General features: G+C 65.8%; 13 protein-coding genes. 11 read left to right on the forward strand and 2 right to left on the reverse strand.

What is annotated here, in order from left to right:
• Positions 1 to 35: 35 nt before the first annotated feature.
• Both uvrA and ACFOKJ_RS06020 read left to right on the forward strand, forming a co-directional pair.
• Positions 36 to 2861: an excinuclease ABC subunit UvrA gene (gene uvrA, locus ACFOKJ_RS06015; RefSeq protein ID WP_390277485.1), complete on the forward strand. Its 2826-nt coding sequence runs from the start codon at positions 36 to 38 to the stop codon at positions 2859 to 2861.
• An 82-nt stretch (positions 2862 to 2943) separates the two neighbouring features.
• The gene (locus tag ACFOKJ_RS06020) at positions 2944 to 3390 is read left to right on the forward strand and encodes a VOC family protein (RefSeq protein WP_390277487.1); all 447 of its coding nucleotides are present in this window, start codon (positions 2944 to 2946) and stop codon (positions 3388 to 3390) included.
• Positions 3391 to 3450: 60 nt separating this feature from the next.
• Here ACFOKJ_RS06020 and ACFOKJ_RS06025 read toward each other — a convergent pair whose 3' ends face one another.
• The gene (locus ACFOKJ_RS06025; protein WP_390277488.1) at positions 3451 to 4017 is read right to left on the reverse strand and encodes an excisionase family DNA-binding protein; all 567 of its coding nucleotides are present in this window, start codon (positions 4015 to 4017) and stop codon (positions 3451 to 3453) included.
• Positions 4018 to 4234: 217 nt separating this feature from the next.
• Between ACFOKJ_RS06025 and ACFOKJ_RS06030 the strand changes: the two genes are divergently transcribed.
• On the forward strand, positions 4235 to 4561 hold the full coding sequence (locus tag ACFOKJ_RS06030; protein WP_390277490.1) for a hypothetical protein: 327 nt from the start codon (positions 4235 to 4237) through the stop codon (positions 4559 to 4561).
• A 203-nt stretch (positions 4562 to 4764) separates the two neighbouring features.
• Here the strand turns inward: ACFOKJ_RS06030 and ACFOKJ_RS06035 are convergent, their stop codons facing one another.
• Positions 4765 to 6921: a TonB-dependent siderophore receptor gene (locus tag ACFOKJ_RS06035; RefSeq protein ID WP_390277491.1), complete on the reverse strand. Its 2157-nt coding sequence runs from the start codon at positions 6919 to 6921 to the stop codon at positions 4765 to 4767.
• Positions 6922 to 7257: 336 nt separating this feature from the next.
• On the opposite strand from ACFOKJ_RS06035, the gene ACFOKJ_RS06040 reads away from it, so the two are divergent.
• From ACFOKJ_RS06040 to fhuB, 8 genes are all read left to right on the forward strand, one after another.
• A complete protein-coding gene (locus ACFOKJ_RS06040) occupies positions 7258 to 8793 on the forward strand; it encodes a pyridoxal phosphate-dependent decarboxylase family protein (protein WP_390277493.1) in 1536 nt (511 codons plus the stop codon).
• Positions 8794 to 8804: 11 nt separating this feature from the next.
• On the forward strand, positions 8805 to 10124 hold the full coding sequence (locus ACFOKJ_RS06045) for a lysine N(6)-hydroxylase/L-ornithine N(5)-oxygenase family protein (RefSeq protein WP_390277495.1): 1320 nt from the start codon (positions 8805 to 8807) through the stop codon (positions 10122 to 10124).
• Positions 10121 to 11293, forward strand: coding sequence for an MFS transporter (locus tag ACFOKJ_RS06050; protein ID WP_390277497.1), 1173 nt, complete (start codon positions 10121 to 10123; stop codon positions 11291 to 11293). Before ACFOKJ_RS06045 ends, ACFOKJ_RS06050 begins: the two co-directional genes overlap by 4 nt.
• 9 nt (positions 11294 to 11302) lie before the next feature.
• The gene (locus ACFOKJ_RS06055) at positions 11303 to 11914 is read left to right on the forward strand and encodes a GNAT family N-acetyltransferase (RefSeq protein WP_390277499.1); all 612 of its coding nucleotides are present in this window, start codon (positions 11303 to 11305) and stop codon (positions 11912 to 11914) included.
• Positions 11911 to 13722 (forward strand): IucA/IucC family protein, encoded by a 1812-nt coding sequence (locus ACFOKJ_RS06060; RefSeq protein WP_390277501.1) that lies wholly within the window; start codon positions 11911 to 11913, stop codon positions 13720 to 13722. The genes ACFOKJ_RS06055 and ACFOKJ_RS06060 overlap by 4 nt, the downstream gene beginning before the upstream one ends.
• A gap of 92 nt (positions 13723 to 13814) precedes the next feature.
• Positions 13815 to 14600, forward strand: coding sequence for a siderophore ferric iron reductase (locus ACFOKJ_RS06065; RefSeq protein WP_390277502.1), 786 nt, complete (start codon positions 13815 to 13817; stop codon positions 14598 to 14600).
• Positions 14584 to 15351: an ABC transporter ATP-binding protein gene (locus ACFOKJ_RS06070; protein ID WP_390277503.1), complete on the forward strand. Its 768-nt coding sequence runs from the start codon at positions 14584 to 14586 to the stop codon at positions 15349 to 15351. The genes ACFOKJ_RS06065 and ACFOKJ_RS06070 overlap by 17 nt, the downstream gene beginning before the upstream one ends.
• Position 15352: 1 nt before the next feature.
• Complete coding sequence (gene fhuB, locus ACFOKJ_RS06075) at positions 15353 to 17359, forward strand: Fe(3+)-hydroxamate ABC transporter permease FhuB (protein ID WP_390277505.1); 2007 nt, start codon at positions 15353 to 15355, stop codon at positions 17357 to 17359.
• Position 17360 lies beyond the last annotated feature (1 nt).

Genomic DNA, 17360 nt, shown 5'->3' on the forward strand with positions numbered 1-17360 from the left:
TAGTAGCAGGTTCCCCGAATCACGGTGAGACAGGCATGGAATCCATCCGCATCCGCGGTGCGCGCACCCACAATCTCAAGAACGTCAACCTCGACCTGCCACGGCACCAGCTGGTGGTGATTACCGGCCTGTCCGGCTCCGGCAAGTCGTCGCTGGCATTCGATACGCTGTACGCCGAAGGGCAGCGCCGCTACGTGGAAAGCCTGTCCGCCTATGCGCGGCAGTTCCTGCAGCTGATGGAAAAGCCGGACGTGGACCTGATCGAGGGCCTGTCGCCGGCGATTTCCATCGAGCAGAAGGCCACCAGCCACAACCCGCGCTCCACAGTGGGTACCGTTACCGAGATCCACGACTACCTGCGCCTGCTGTACGCCCGCGTTGGCGATCCGCATTGCCCGGACCACGACGTGCCGCTGGCTTCGCAGACAGTAAGCCAGATGGTAGATCACGTGCTGGCGCTGCCGGCCGAGACGCGGGTGATGATCCTGGCGCCGGTCATCGTTGGCCGCAAGGGCGAGAACCTCGACCTGTTCGAAGATCTGCGCGCGCAGGGCTTCGTGCGTGTACGGGTGGACGGCGAGGTATACGAGCTTGAGGCGGTGCCCAAGCTCGACAAGAACAAGAAGCACACCGTGGAGGTGGTGATCGACCGCCTCAAGGTGCGCGAGGACATGCAGCAGCGGCTGGCGGAAAGCTTCGAGACCGCGCTGCGCCATGCCGACGGCCGCGCCATCGCGGTGGAGATGGACAGCAAGCAGGAGCACTGGTTTTCCGCCAAGTTCGCCTGCCCGGTGTGCAGCTACAGCCTGCCGGAGCTGGAGCCGCGGCTGTTCTCCTTCAACAACCCGATGGGGGCCTGCCCCAAGTGCGACGGCCTGGGCGAGATCACCTTCTTCGACCCCAAGCGCGTGGTGGCGCACCCGGAGCTGACGCTGGCCGCCGGCGCCATCAAGGGTTGGGATCGCCGCAACCAGTTCTACTACCAGATGCTGCAGGCGCTGGCCGAGCATTACGATTTCTCGCTGGACCTGGCGTTCGAGGACCTGCCGCAGCGCGTGCAGCACGTGGTGCTGCATGGCTCCGGCAACGAGGAAATCAACTTTACCTACCAGTCCGAGCGCGGCACCAGGTTCCAGCGCGCGCACAGCTTCGAGGGCATCATCCCCAATCTGGAGCGCCGCTACCGCGAAACCGACTCCAGCGCGGTGCGCGAGGAGCTGGCCAAGTACCAGAACAACCAGTGCTGCCCGTCCTGCGCCGGTTCGCGGCTGCGCAAGGAAGCGCGGCATATCTTTGTTGGCCGCAAGACCCTGCACCAGATCAACCAGCTGTCGCTGAAAGATGCGGCCAACTTCTTTGCCGGGCTGGAGTTCAGCGGCCACAAGCAGGCGGTGGCGGAGAAGATCGTCAAGGAAATCAGCGAGCGGGTGTCGTTCCTGAATAACGTCGGCCTGGATTACCTGTGCCTGGCACGCTCCGCCGACACGCTGTCCGGCGGCGAGGCGCAGCGCATCCGCCTGGCCAGCCAGATCGGCTCCGGCCTTACCGGCGTGATGTATGTGCTGGATGAACCGTCCATCGGCCTGCACCAGCGCGACAACGACCGCCTGCTGGCCACGCTGATGCGGCTGCGCGACCTGGGTAACAGCGTGATCGTGGTGGAGCACGACGAAGACGCCATCCGTGCCGCCGACTACCTGGTGGACATGGGGCCGGGCGCCGGCGAACACGGTGGCAATGTGCTGGTGGCGGGCAAGCCGGAGGAAGTGGCGGCCTGCACCGATTCCATTACTGGCGATTTTCTGTCCGGCCGCCGCAGCATCGCGCTGCCGGCCGAACGCCGCGCGGTGAATCCGGAGCGCTTGCTGCGCCTGGAAGGGGCCAGCGGCAACAACCTGAAGGATGTCACGCTGGAGCTGCCGCTGGGCATGCTGGTGTGCATTACCGGTGTGTCCGGCTCCGGCAAATCCACACTGATCAACGATACGCTGTACAAGATTGCCGCCCGTGATTTGAACGGTGCCAGCGAGGAGCCGTCGCCGTACCGTGCGGTGAAGGGGCTGGAGCAACTGGACAAGGTGATCAACGTCGATCAGAGCCCGATCGGCCGCACGCCGCGTTCCAACCCGGCTACCTACACCGGCCTGTTCACGCCGATCCGCGAGCTGTTTGCCGGCGTGCCGCTGTCGCGCGAGCGCGGCTACGGCCCGGGGCGCTTCTCCTTCAACGTCAAGGGTGGCCGCTGCGAGGCCTGCCAGGGCGATGGCGTCATCAAGGTGGAAATGCACTTCCTGCCCGACGTGTACGTACCGTGCGACGTGTGCCACGGCAAGCGCTACAACCGCGAAACGCTGGAAGTGCAGTACAAGGGCAAGAACATTACCGAAGTGCTGGAGATGACGGTGGAGCAGGCGCTGGAGTTCTTCAGTGCGGTGCCCACCGTGGCGCGCAAGCTGAAAACGCTGATGGACGTGGGCCTGGGCTATATCCGCCTGGGGCAGAGCGCCACCACGCTGTCCGGCGGTGAGGCGCAGCGGGTGAAGCTGGGGCTGGAGCTGTCCAAGCGCGATACCGGCCGCACGCTGTACATCCTGGACGAGCCGACCACCGGCCTGCACTTCCACGATATCGACCTGCTGCTGCAGGTGCTGCACCGCCTGCGCGAGAACGGCAACACCGTGGTGGTGATCGAGCACAACCTGGACGTGATCAAGACCGCCGACTGGCTGATCGACCTGGGGCCGGAAGGCGGTGCCGGCGGCGGGATGATCATCGCCAGCGGAACGCCGGAACAGGTGGCGGTCAACCCGGCCAGCCATACCGGCCATTATCTGGCGCCGCTGCTGGCGCCACGGGCATAGTCGTTGCGGTGTTATCGATAAAACCGGTTAGAATTCAGATATTGGCCGCCGCGTACTGCTGGCGGCCGGCTTAGGGGACAGCATGCGTAGTCTGGGCAAGATCGATCACATCCATATCCGCGTCAGTGACAGTGCACGCGCCACAGACTGGTACAGCCGCGTGCTGGGCCTGTCGCCGGATGCGCGCTACCGCCACATGCAGGATGGCCCGCACGGCGTCATCATGATGGCGAACCCGAGCGGCACGGTGCGGCTTGCCATCAGCCAGGAAGACGGTGCCGGCGCGATTTCCGGCGCCATCGCCTTCGTGGTGAACGGGCAGGATTTCCTGGAGTGGATCGATCAGCTGGCCGGCGAGCGCGTGCTCAACAGCGAAGGCCAGACCATTGCCCGCGACAGCGTGCGTGACCAGAGCTTCTTCTGCTCGCTGTCCTTCGTGGACCCGTTCGGCAACCCGTTCGAGATCGTCAGCTACGATCATACCTGGCTGTCCGGCAAGCTCAAGCTGGCCAAGCGCGCGCCAGTGTAAGGTTGGCCGCAAGTCTGTTCGATAACCCGCCGCTGGCGGGTTTTTTCATGCCGGTAACGGTTACAGCATCTGCGCCTTGGCCTGGAAGTAGCCCTGCATCTGCTGCTGCGGCAGCGGGTAGCCGTAGAACACCACGTTGGCCGGCAGGCTGGCCCATTGCTGTACCGCGGTGTTGTCCATATCGCTGGTGAGCACGATATCGATGCCTTCCAGCGGGTGTTCCGGCTGCTGCAGCAATTGCAGCAGGTCGAAGGCGCTGACACCGGGCATCAGCAGGTCGATGATCAGCACGTCCGGCCGCTCCTGGCCGATGGCAACCAGCGCGCTGATGCCTTCGTCAAAGGCGCGCACCTGTAGCGGTAGTGCCCAGCCGGCCAGCATCTGCGCCAGTTGCTGGCGTTTTTGTTCCTGCTTTTCCACGTGATAGATCAGCAGCTGCGAGCGCAGCTTGCGGGCGGCCTTGCCGGTGATATAGGCATTCAGCGAGGCGCGGCTGATGCGGCGGTGGCCGCCGCTGGTCTTCCAGGCTTTCAGCAAGCCCTGTTCCACCATGCGCTGGATGGTGGTGTAGCTGACGCCGATCACTTCGGCGGCCTGGCGCGTGGTAACGAATTCTTGTTCGGACATGGCTGCTCTGCCTGAAGAAGCCGTCATGCTACTGGCAAGCGCGGCGGCTGGCAATAAATGTGCATTTTATGCAGTAAAACATTCAATTCATTCAAAATCGCAAAATCATTCAAAATGTATTGACCACACATTTTTACCGGCTGAAGATGCGCTCATCCCTCTGCCGGTCGGCGCGTTTTCAGCTGCCGGCAGCACGAAAGCAATACAGGTCTGCATCATGCCAAAGCGTATCCAGCTATCCACCCAGCGTGAAATCATCAACCCCCACACCGGCCAGCGTGCCAGGGTCAGTACCAACGAATACACCTTGCTGCGCGGCATATCGCGCCAGGGCATACAGAAGGAGGCATTGATCAGCATGGTGTGGGGCGTGCGGGCGCTGCAGGTCAGCGATTCCAGTTATTACAACCTGCTGTACCGGCTGCGGCGCAGCCTGGCCAGCATCGGGCTGGAGAATGTGGTGCTGACCATGCCTACCTACGGCGTGGCGCTGGACTGCGAGGTGGAGCTGGTGTTGTCGCAGCCGCTGCCGTTCGCGCAGTGAGTCGCGGGCCGCAGGCTGCTGACAAACTACCCGCTTACCCGTCTGCGGATACCGTAAAGCCGGGCCGTCCTGCCAGGTCTTTGCATCGGCAGCCTTCCCGGTTACAAGACAAAGTCCTTTTGCGGGGCAAAAGGACTTTGTCAGTACTCTCTGGCATGCCGGCGCTTACCCGCCGGGCATGCGGCCAACGCTGGCTGCGCTACTTACCACTTGTAGCTGGCGGTAGCGCTGATGCCGCGGCCGGCGCCGTAGTAGCAGCCGCTCAGGTCATAGCATGAGGCTACGTATTCCTTGTCCAGCAGGTTGCTGACGTTCAGGCGCAGCGAGGCGCCCTTCAGCCGGGCATCGAAGCGGGCCAGGTCCATGCGCAGCGCCATGTCCAGCAGGGTGTAGGACGGCAGCTTGGCGGTGTTTTCATTGTCAGCCCACATGCTGCCGACGTAGCGCACGCCACCACCCAGCCCCAGGCCGTTGCCGAAGTTGTAGTCCGCCCACAGCGTGGCCATGTGCTCCGGTGCCATCACCGGGGTGTTGCCGGTAGTGGCGCTGCTCAGACCGTTGACGATTTCCATGTCGCTACGGGTGTAGCTGGCCAGTACGCTCAGCCTGGGGGTGAGCCTGGTCTTGGCTTCCAGTTCCAGGCCGCGGGAGCGGACATCGCCCACCTGCTTGTAGTAGAACGCGCTGGAGTCGTAGTAGGCCACGTTGCTCTGCTCCAGCTGGTAGATGGCGGCGGTGAGCAGGGTGTCGGCATCCGGCTGGTACTTGATGCCCAGCTCGTGCTGGCTGGTGGTGGACGGGCTGAGGATCTTGCCGTTCTGGTCGGCATTGCCGGCACCGCTCACCTTGAAGCCTTCGCTATAGCTGTAGTACGGCACCAGCGCCTCGCTCAGCAGGTAGCCGATGCCCAGCTGTTTGCTGAGCTTGCTGCCTTTCCAGCCATTGTGGCCGTTGTTGCTCTCGCTGTAGGGCGATACCTCGGCCTGGTCGTGGCGCAGGCCCAGGGTGATGCGCCAGTCCTGCCACGCCAGTTGATCCTGCAGATAGGCACCCAGCTGCTGGTTGCTGCGCTGGTAATGGCCCTTGCTGATATTGCCGTAGGCAACGTTGTAGTTCGGGTTGTCGGTATCCAGGTTGCTGAGCGCGCCGGAGCCGATATTGTCGCTGCTGTCCATGTGCTGGTAGTCGATGCCGGCTAGCAGGCTGTGGCGCAGCGGCCCGGTGCCGAACTTGCCGCTCAGCTGGTTATCGAGCAGCAGGGTTTTGGTCTTGGCGTCTTCGGCGGTGGCATAGCGGATCAGCTCATTGCTGTTGCCGCTCCAGCCGTACTGGTAGGCGTAGGTGCCATCCACCGAGACTTCCTGATAGCGGGCATGCTGGCGGAACTGCCAGCTGTCGTTGAAGTCGTGCTCGAACTGGTAGCCGTAGAACATCTGCTCGCGCATCACGCCATCGTTGGCCGCACCGTCGTAGAAGCTGCGCGATAGCTTCTTGCCGTTGCGGGCGGTAACGGTGCCCTCGTATGGCAGCGAGCCGTTGGTGCCGCTGTCCGGCGCATGCGACAGGTAGGCCTGCAGCAGCAGGCGGTTGCTGCCGTCTATCTTCCATTGCAGCGACGGTGCCAGCGTGTACTGCTCGACACGGCCGTAATCCTGCTGCGTGTCCGACGCGTAGGCCTTGCCTACCAGGCGGTAGCTGACGTTGTCGCTCAGGCTGTCGGCGTAGTCGAATGCCAGGGCGCGCTTGCCGTGGCTGCCTGCTGTCGCTTCGATTTCATGGTAGCTGCTGTCCAGCGGCAGCTTGCTGCTGGAGGACACCAGCCCGCCCGGGGCGGTGGTGCCATACGCTACCGAGCTTGGCCCTTTCAATACCTCCACCCGTTCCATGAAGTACGGGTCCAGCTGGATCTGTGCCAGCGTGGAGCCGTCCGATACCAGGCGCAAGCCATCCAGATACTGGTTGCTGGTCATGCCGTCATTGAAACCACGCAGCACGATGTTATCGAACTGGCCGTAGGCGCCGCGGCCGCCATTGAAGGTGCCGGCACTGTAGCCCAACGCCTCGCCTACCGTTTGCGCTCCCTGATCCTCGATCTGTTGCCGGGTAACCACGCTGACCGACTGCGCGATCTCCGTGAGCGCGGTATCGGTCTTGGTGGCGCTCTTGCTGGATTTCACCGTGTAGCCGCGGGTGGGCGCGGTGGCGCTGCTGTCCTGGTTGCCGCTTACCACCACGGTATCCAGCGTGGTGCTGTCGGCGGCAAATGCCTGGCTGACGGCAAGGGTGAGGGTGGCGATGCACAGGGCATTGCCGAGCGAATGACGCTGCCGTTGGCCTCTGGCCTGGTGTGTTTTCTGCATGGGTGTGTTGTCCAAGGGTGGGGATCGGCGGGCGATCCGGGTGTGAAAGCTGGCAGGCAGACCATGTGCTGCCGTTTTGTGAGAAAGAATCATATTGATAATCGTTATCAATTGCAATATGATGGCCTCATGCCAAACGAGAGAGCCCGCCTCATGACGCTGCACGCCAACGTGGCGCATTGCGCCTGCCATCCCCAGTCGCGCCAGTCGTATTCCTGTAGCTGCGGCGCGTAGCCGCTTGCTACAGCTTGTGTCGGTGTTGCGGCTGCGGCCGGCGGCACCGCTGCAGGCATGGTCCACCCCCTGTCGTCATGACAGACCATGCGAGATTCGACTATGTCAGCTGAAACCTTCGTGCACCCGGGCAGCGGCGAGCTGCCGGGCAGACGACAACTTTTCCATCGCCACAACGTGGCGGCCTACCGGCAGGCGATGCAGCAGAGCCTGCAGCTGGTTGCCGAGCGCCTGCAGAGCGTGCAGCGGCCATTCAGCGGCGTATTGCCGCAGGAGCTGGCGCCTGCCTTCGCCGGCATCGATCTGGCGCAGCCGGCGGCAGATCACGCCGCCATGCTGGATGAGCTTGCTGCGCTGTATCTGGACGATGCGGTGTATTTCCACCACCCGCGCTATGTGGCACATCTGAACTGCCCGCTGTTGCTGCCCGCGCTGATGGGCGAGCTGATCCTGTCGGCGTTCAATTCGTCGCTGGATACCTGGGATCAAAGTGCTGGCGCCACCCTGATCGAGCAGAAGCTGATCGACTGGACGCTGGGCCATCTGGGCCTGGGCGAAGATGCCGACGGCGTGTTCACCAGTGGCGGTACCCAGTCAAACCTGATGGCACTGCTGCTGGCGCGGGACAGCTACTACGCGCGCCGTGGCCACAGCGTGAAGCAGTCCGGGCTGCCTGCGGATGCCGGGCGGCTGCGCATTCTGTGCTCCAGCGCCAGCCAGTTCAGCGTGCAGAAATCTGCCGCGTTGCTGGGCCTGGGCTACGACGCGGTAATCGCCGTGCCGTGCGATGCGCGCCAGCGCATGGATACCGCGGCGTTGGCCGCCGCACTGGCGCGCTGCCAGGCCGAGGGGCAGCTGCCGCTGGCGGTAGTGGCTACCGCCGGTACTACCGATTTCGGCAGTATTGACCCGCTGCCGGAAATTGCCGCCCAGTGCCGGGCACAGGGTATCTGGCTGCATGTCGATGCGGCCTACGGCGGCGCACTGCTGCTGTCGCCGACGCGTCGTCACTGGCTGAACGGCATCGCATTCGCCGACTCCGTCACCGTGGACTACCACAAGTCTTTCTTCCAGCCGGTGAGCTGCAGCGCCTTCTTTGCGCGTGAGCGCCGGGATTTCGCCCATCTCACCTGGCATGCCGATTACCTGAATCCACTCAGCGCGGCGCAGGAGGGTACCCCCAACCTGGTCAACAAGAGCCTGCAGACCACCCGCCGCTTTGATGCGCTCAAGCTGTGGCTGAGTCTGCGCAGTGTCGGCGAGGCGGGCATCGGCGCCATGTTCGACCGCGTCATCGACCTGGCGCAGCAGGGCTACACCATGCTGCGCACCGAGCCATGGCTGCAGTTTGCCGCCGCCCCGGAGCTGTCCACCCTGGTCTTGCGCTACCAGCCGGCAGCAGCGCTGCCGGAGGCGGTGGTGGATGCGGCCAACCTGCATATCCGCAAGGCCATCTTCCGTTCCGGCGAGGCGGTGATTGCCGGCACCCGGGTGGCCGGGCGCCAGTACCTGAAGCTCACCTTGCTGAACCCGGAAACCACGCTGGCCGACCTGGCGGCGGTGGCCGCCATGATTCGCCGCCACGGCGAACAGTACCTGGCAGACGCGGCATTGCCGCCGTATGCACTGTCGGCATGAGGAGCACGCAGATGCACAGCAAGATTCACGATTTCGTCGCCATCGGCATCGGCCCGTTCAACCTTGGGCTGGCTTGCCTGGCTGCGCCGCTGCCAGGCATGGACGGAGTATTCCTGGACAAGGCCGAGGGCTTCAACTGGCACCCGGGCATGCTGCTGGACAGTGCCACGCTGCAGACCCCGTTTCTGGCCGACCTGGTGACGCTGGCCGACCCTACCAGCCGCTTCAGCTTCCTCAACTACCTGAAGACCACCGGGCGCATCTACGGCTTCTACATCAAGGAAGACTTTTTCATGATGCGCCACGAGTACAACCAGTACTGCCAGTGGGTGGCGGCGCAGCTGCCGGCGCTGCGCTGGCAGCGCTACGTGGAGCGGGTGAGCCACGAGGACGGCGTGTACGCAGTGCACTGCGTGCATACCCGCAGCGGCGAGCGCGAGGTGTATCGCGGCCGCCACCTGGTGCTGGGTACCGGCACCGTGCCGTGGCTGCCGGCATGCTGCCACGACGTGGCCGACCGCGTCGGGCACTCCGCCAGCTACCTCGCCGACAAGGCCGAGCTGCAGCAGAAGCGCAGCATCACCATCATCGGCAGCGGCCAGAGCGCGGCGGAGATCTACTACGACCTGCTGCAGGACATCGAACACCACGGCTACCGGCTGAACTGGTTCACCCGCTCGCCGCGCTTCTTCCCGCTGGAGTACAGCAAGCTCACGCTGGAGATGACCTCGCCGGAGTACATCGACTACTTCCACCGCCTGCCGATGGCGCGTCGCGACGAGCTGATGCAGCAGCAGAAGGGCCTGTACAAGGGCATCAACCTGTCGCTGATCAACGCCATCTACGACACGCTGTACAACAAGCGGCTGCTGGGCGAGGTGGATAGCCGGCTGATGACCAATACCGCGCTGCAGAGCTGCCGCTACGACGAGGCCAGCGGCAGCTTCCGCCTGGGGCTGTACCAGCAGGAGCAGGATGCCAGCTTCGAACTGGACAGCGAGGCACTGGTGCTGGCCACCGGCTACCGCTACCGCGAGCCGGCCTTCCTGCAGCCCATCGCCGCACGCATCCGCCGTGACGCGCGCGGCCGCTTCGAGGTTGGCCGCAACTACAGCATCGACCACGCCGGCAGCGAGATCTTCGTGCAGAACGCCGAGCTGCACAGCCACGGCCTGGCAACGCCGGACCTGGGCATGGCGTGCTATCGCAACGCGTGGTTGATCCGCGCCATCAGCGGGGTGGAGCACTACCCGATCGAGCAGCGCATTGCCTTCCAGCAGTTTGCCGCACCGCTACAGGCTGCCAGCGTGCCGGAGAGGCTCAGCGCATGAAGCAGAAGTCCTTGCTGATGGGCCTCACCGCCGTGGCGGTGGTAAGCGATGCCATGCTGCTGCCGTTCTACCCGCAGTTCTTTGCCGCCCGTTTTGGCGTGCACGACCCGCAGCATGTGGGCGCCTATCTGGCGGCCATGTGCCTGACGGTGATGCTGGCGCTGCCACTGTGGGCGCGGGTAGTGCGCCACATGCCGCTACTGCAGCTGCTGGTATTTACCCAGCTGGCCGCCGGCCTGCTGTGCCTGTACTGCTACTGGAGCAGCTCGCTGGCCGGGTTCTGGCTGCTGTCGCTGGCGATGATCGCCTGCAAGGGCAGCTACCTGCTGGTGTACCCGCAGCTGATGGCGCTGGCCGGTAAAGACGAGCACACCGCCACCGTGGGGCTGCTGTCGGTGATCGTGCACTTCGGCGGTATTGCCGGTGCCTTGCTGGGCGGGCTGGCGCTGCAGCACATGGATGGCGGCCAGGTGTTCCTGCTGATGGCGGCGGGGGATGCCCTGCAGATCGGCATCTGCCTGTACCTGCTGTGGTGGCAGCCGCTGCCGGCGCCGCAGGTGGCCAACCCTGCGTTGCCGCCGCTGGTGGACGATGGCGAACGCTTGTCAGGGGTATACCGGCTGGGGCTGCTGATGCTGCTGTTCTACTTCAGCGCCTACCTGGTGCGCGCCTTCTTTGCGCTGCACTGGCAGGCGGTGAGCGGCATCGCCGACAGCCGGCTGGCGGCGGCTGTGTTCGCGCTGCCGGCACTGCTGGCGCTGGGCGGCCTGTGGCACAACCGTCGCCGTGCACGGGCAGGGCAGGAGCCGCTGGGCAGCCTGCCGTCCATGCTGCTGCTGGGTTGCGCCGGCCTGCTGCTGCAGGCTCTGCCGGACATGTTGTCGCTGCTGGCCGGGCGCTGCCTGTTCGGCTGGGCGCTGTTCCAGCTCACCGTGCAGCTGGACGTGCAGCTGTTCCGCCTGGGTACGCCGGCCAGCTACGCCGCCGACTACAGCAAGATCAACTTCTGCCAGAACCTGGGTGTGCTGGCCGCCTCCTACGCTGCCGGCTTGCTGGTGGCGGGGCAGGGGCTGGCCACGCCTTTTCTGGTGGCCGCCGGCGGCTTCGTGCTGACCGCGCTGGCCTACCCCCTGTTGGCCGCACGGCAGCGCAAGCTGCTTGCCGCCTGAGGAGACCCGATGAACGTATTCCTGTCCGCTCCCACCACGGCCACGCTGTTCACGCAGCAGGTGCCCGGCGTGGGTGAGTTCGCCCTGCGGCCGCTGGCCGTGCCTGCCGACATCCCGCTGCTGCATGGCTGGGTAACGCAGCCACATGCCAGCTTCTGGGGCATGCAGCAGGCCACGCCTGCCGAGGTGGAGGCTACCTACCGCGCGCTGCAGCAGGGCGAGCACACCGCCTGCTACCTGGGGCTGTACCACGATCAACCTGCCTTCCTGCTGGAGTGCTACCGGCCCGAGCACGACGTGCTGGGCCAGCACTACCCGGTGGCTGCCGGCGATATCGGCATGCATTTCCTGGTGGCGCCAGCCACGCAGCGCATTGCCGGTTTCACCCGCGCGGTGATGCGCGTGATCCTGGCCTTCCTGTTCCGCGACCCGGCCAACCGCCGCGTGGTGGTGGAGCCGGATGTGCGTAACGACAAGATCCACGCCATCAACCGCCATGCCGGTTTTGTCTGCCAGGGCGAGATCGCGCTGCCGCACAAGCGTGCCCAGCTGGCTTTCTGCACCCGTGAACAACATCAGGCCGCGCTGCTGGCAGCGCGGCCAATAAAGGAATCCGCATGAACACCACCGTATTTGAACAACCGCAACAGGCCGTCTCCCACCTGCAACCGGCGGTCTGGGCCAAGGTCAACCGCCTGCTGCTGAGGAAGGCCATTGCCGAGTTTTCCCACGAGCTGTTGCTGCAACCGCAGCTGCTGGGCCGCAATGGCGACTGGGGCGACTACCGGCTGCCGGTGCCTGGTCGCGATGCCGAGTACCGTTTCCGTGCCAGGCTGCTGGCGCTGGAGCACTGGGATATCGACGCCGACTCGCTGCAGCGCCTGGAGGCGGGCGCCGACAGCACGCTGGATGCGCTGGCCTTCATCATCGAATTCAAGGCGCAGCTGAATATCGGCGACGACATGATGCCGGTGTATCTCGACGAGATCAGCAGCACGCTGTATGGCAGCGCCTTCAAGCACAGCCGTGCCGGGCTGAGTGCCGAGCAGCTGACTCGCGCCGACTTCCAGTCGGTGGAAACCTCGATGATGGAAGGCCATCCGTGCTTCGTGGCCAACAACGGCCGCATCGGCTTCGATGCCGCCGATTACGGCAACTACGCGCCGGAGGCTGCGGCGCCGATCCAGCTGATCTGGCTGGCGGTGCATCGCAGCAAGGCCACCTTCAGCAGCATCAGCGATCTTTCCTACCAGCGCCTGCTGGAAGAGGAGCTGGGGGCAGAAACCCTGGCCGACTTTGCCCGTCAGCTGGCGGCGCGCGGCCTGAACGGCGACGACTACCTGCTGATGCCGGCGCACCCGTGGCAGTGGTTCAACAAGCTGGCCCTGTCGTTTGCCGCCGACGTGGCACAGCAGAACATCGTATGCCTGGGCTATGGCCGCGATGGCTACCTCGCGCAGCAGTCGATCCGGACCTTCTTCAACATCAGCCACCCCGAGCGCCGCTATGTGAAGACTGCGCTGTCCATTCTCAACATGGGCTTCATGCGCGGGCTGTCGCCGTATTACATGCTGGCCACCCCGGCCATCAACGAGTGGATCAAGAACCATGTGGCCAGCGACCCGCTGCTGGCGGCCAACGGCTTCACCATCCTGCGCGAGGTGGCGGCCATCGGTTTCCGCAACCACTACTATGAGCAGGGCATCGTCAAGGACACGCCGTACAAGAAGATGTTTTCGGCGCTGTGGCGCGAGAGCCCGCTGCCGCTGCTGGCGCCCGGTCAGCGGCTGATGACCATGGCTTCGCTGTTGCATGTCGATGCCGACGGCAACGCGCTGCTGCCGGCGCTGATCCGCAGCTCCGGGCTGGATGCGGCCAGCTGGCTGCGCCGTTATCTCACCGCCTATCTCACCCCGCTGCTGCATTGCTTCTACGCGCATGACCTGGTGTTCATGCCGCACGGGGAGAACCTGATCCTGCAGCTGGAAAACAATGTGCCGCTGCGCGCCATCATGAAGGACATCGCCGAGGAGTGCGCCATTCTCAACCCGCACGCGGTGCTGCCGGCCGGCGTGCAGCGCCTGGCGGTGGATGTGCCGGAGGAGCTGAAGATCCTGTCGCTGTTTACCGATGTGTTCGACTGCATCTTCCGCTTCATCGGCGCCATTCTCGACCACAGCGGCACGCTGCCGGAGGCCGGGTTCTGGCGCGCAGTGGCGCAGTGCGTGCTGGACTACCAGGCCAGCCAGCCGCAGCTGGCGGACAAGTTCGCCCGCTACGACCTGTTTGCGCCCGAGTTCACCCGCTCGTGCCTGAACCGGCTGCAGCTGGGGAACAACCAGCAGATGATCGACCTGGCCGATCCGGCAAAGAACCTCAAGTTCGCCGGCACGCTGCACAACCCGATAGCCGCTTACGCGCCGCGTTAACCCCGGCTGCCGCCACGCCGCCCCGGCCAACCCCCTGCCGTGTTGCAGGGGAAGGCCGGGGCGGCGTGGTGGCGGCGCTGCCGGAATCCTGCATGTCACCACTGCTTTCCGTTACCGACACCACCAGCCTGCTGGCGGCCATCAGCCGCTGCCTGCCGGGGCTGGACGGCGTTTCCCTGTCTACCCCGGCCGCCGCCGCCACGGGCGAGCTGACCGCCGATGCGGCCAACCCCGACCCGGTGGCCGCGCTGCTGCAGCACTGGCGCCAGGCGCACCCGGAGGCCGGCCCGCACTACTGGGGCAGCCGGGTGTGGACACTGCTGCTGTGGCAGCCGGTGTATCTGGCGGTGCTGGCGGTGCACCTGGCCGGCTGCCTGCCGCGGCTGGCCGGCATGGCGCAGCGGCAGCAGGGTGGTTTCGTCGCCGGCTTCCGCCTGGCGCAGCACACCCTGCAGCACGACAGCGAAGCCGCGTTGATCGCCAGTGCCGGCCAGGCGCTGCAGGCGGCCTGCCAGCCCTACCTGGCACTGATCAACCAGCAGCTGACGCTGCACCCGAAGATGGCCGGCCGGCTGCAGGCCGACTGCCTGCTGGCGGCATTGCTGCATGTGCAGCGCTGCGATGCGCGTTTCGACAACGCGCGCTTGCAGGCGCTGGCGCCGCAGTGGCTGGCCGCGCTGGCGCAGCCGGGGGCCAGCGGCCTGTTGGCGGTAACGCTGGACGATGGCCGCCAGCGTCTGGCGCTGGAGCGCAAGGTGTGTTGCCAGCATTTTCGCCGTTGCGACGGCGAGCTGTGCAGCACCTGCCCGAAACTGAAACCCGCAGCGCGTCTGGCGCTGCTGAAACAGGAGTTGTCTGCCGATGCTGTCTCTGCGTGACATCCGCGTCTGTCGCGATGGCCGAAACATACTGGCGCTGCCGGCGCTGACGCTGGACCCGAGCCAGTTCACCGTGATCCTGGGCCATAACGGCTCGGGAAAATCCACCCTGATGCATCTGCTGGCCAGGCAGTTGCTGCCGGATCAAGGCCACATCAGCCTGGATGGCCGGCCGCTGGCGGCGTACGCCAGTCGCGCCTTTGCCCGGCGCGTGGCCTTTCTGCCGCAGCGGCTGCCAGAGGCCGCCGGCCTGACCGTGGCCGAGCTGGTGCGCCTGGGGCGCTACCCGTGGCGCGGGCTGCTGGGGCGCTGGCAGGCGGACGACGCCGCCATCGTGCAGCAGGCGATGGCGGCTACCGATATCGGCCACCATGCCGGCCACCTCGCCGACCAATTGTCCGGCGGCGAGCGTCAGCGCGCGTGGATCGCCATGCTGCTGGCGCAGCAGGCGCCATTGCTGCTGCTGGACGAGCCAACCTCGGCACTGGACCTGGCACACCAGTACGAGCTGATGGCCTTGCTGCGCACGCTCAACCGCGAACAGGGGCGCGGCATTGTCGCCATCCTGCACGACATCAATCTGGCGGCGCGCTACGCCGACCGCATCGTGGCGCTGAAGCGTGGCGAGCTGTTCTTCGACGGTACGCCGCAGGCGCTGCTGCACTCGCCGCGGCTCAGCGCGCTGTTTGATATCGATATCCGCCTGCTGTCGCGGGAACCGGGCGCCCATCCTGTGGCGGTGGTGGCCTGAGATGCAGCTGGTGATGACGCTTGGCCGCCAGTCGGCCCGTTCCTGGCGCTACCCGCTGCTGTTGCTGTGCATGCTGCTGATGGCGCTGTGGCATAACCGGATCGGCAACCCGTTGCCAGCGGCCACGCAGTGGGCGCTGTTGACGCGCGCGCCGCTGGATTTCGCCGAGCTGCAATGGTGGCATGCCAGCCTGCCGCGCCTGGTGATGGCGCTGCTGGTGGGCGCGGCGCTGGGTTTTTCCGGCAGCCTGCTGCAGCAGCTGACCCAGAACCGGCTGGTGTCGCCGATGACGCTGGGCGCCAGTGCCGGCGCCTGGCTGGGCCTGGTGGCCACCGGCATCTGGCTGCCGCAGCTTGCGGCCAACCATGGCGAGTGGCCGGCGCTGGCCGGCGCCATGCTGGCGGTGCTGCTGGCATTGGCGATTGCCGGTGTGCGCGGCATCAACGGCCTGCCGCTGGTGCTGGGTGGCATGGCACTGAATCTGCTGCTGGGCGCGCTGGCTTCGCTGCTGGTGATGCTGCATGACCAGTACAGCCGCAACCTGTTCATCTGGGGCGCCGGTGACCTGACCCAGCATGACTGGCAGTGGGTGCAGTGGCTGCTGCCGCGCCTGGCGCCCGTGCTCTTGTTACTGTGGCTGGCGCCACGGCCGCTTACCCTGCTGCGTCTGGGCGCCAGTGGTGCGCAGGGGCGGGGCCTTGGCCTGTGGCCGGCCATGCTGTTGCTGCTGTTGGCCGCATTGTGGCTCAGCTCGGTGGCGATCACCGCGGTGGGCCTGATCGGCTTTATCGGCCTGCTGACACCCAATCTGGCCGGCATGCTGGGGGCGCGTGGCGCGCGTGATGAACTGCTGTGCAGCGCGCTGCTGGGGGCGCTGCTGTTGCTGGCCACCGATGCGCTGGCGCTGCTTGCCAGCAGTTACACCATGGAGCTGGTACCCAGCGGCGCGGCGGCGGCACTGATCGGCGCGCCGGCGCTGCTGTGGTTCACCCGCCGCCAGCCGGCAGGCAGCGGGCAGCAGAACCTGTCGCTGCAGCCGCAGGCGCGGCCGTTGTCATGGCGTGGCTGGGGGCTGTTGCTGGCCGGGCTGCTGGCGGTGGCGCTGCTCAGCCTGACCCTGGCGCCGGGTGTCCACGGCTGGCGGCTGGCATGGCCGGATGAGCTGATCTGGTCGTTCCGCTGGCCACGCACACTGGCTGCCGTAGCCGGTGGGGCCGCGCTGGCGCTGGCCGGGGTGGTGTTGCAGCGGCTGCTGCGCAATCCGCTGGCCAGCCCCGACCTGCTGGGCCTGTCGGCCGGCGCCACACTGGCACTGCTGGCCGCCAGCCTGTGGCTGGGCCGTCCGCTGCAGCAGTACGGTGCGCCGCTGGCATTTGGCGGCAGCATGCTGGTGCTGGGCCTGTTGCTGTGGCTGGGCCGCCGCCAGCAGTACGCGCCGGGCATGATGGTGCTGGTGGGCATTTCGCTGGCGGCCTTGCTGGAGGCGGTGCTGCAGTTTTCGCTGGCGCGTGGCACGGCGGACAGCTTTGCCATTCTTGGCTGGCTGGCCGGTTCCACCTATCGCGTATCCGGCAGCCAGGCGCTGTTGTTGAGCGGCGGCACGCTGCTGCTGGCGCTGCCGGTGTTGTGCGGCCAGCGTGCGCTCAGCTTGCTGTCCATCGGCGACGGTGTCGCGCAGGGGCGTGGCCTGCATCTGGCGCGCAGTCGCCTGTTCTGGCTGACGCTGGTGGCGCTGCTTACCGCGCTGGTTACCAGCGTGCTGGGGCCGGTAGCGTTTCTCGGCCTGCTGGCACCACATATTGCCGCCATGCTGGGCGCGCGCCGGGTGCTGCCGCAACTGCTGCTGGCCGCCTTGCTGGGAAGTGTGCTGCTGCTGGTGGCCGACTGGCTGGGGCGGGTGCTGATCTTCCCGTTGCAGGTGCCGGTTGGCATCCTGGCCTCGGTGCTGTGCGGGGCGTATTTCATTGGCTTGCTGCTGCTGCAGCGGCTGCGCCGGGGGAGGGCATGAT

This window comes from Vogesella amnigena, from assembly GCF_042648905.1.
GTDB classification, from domain to species: Bacteria; Pseudomonadota; Gammaproteobacteria; order Burkholderiales; family Chromobacteriaceae; genus Vogesella; species Vogesella amnigena.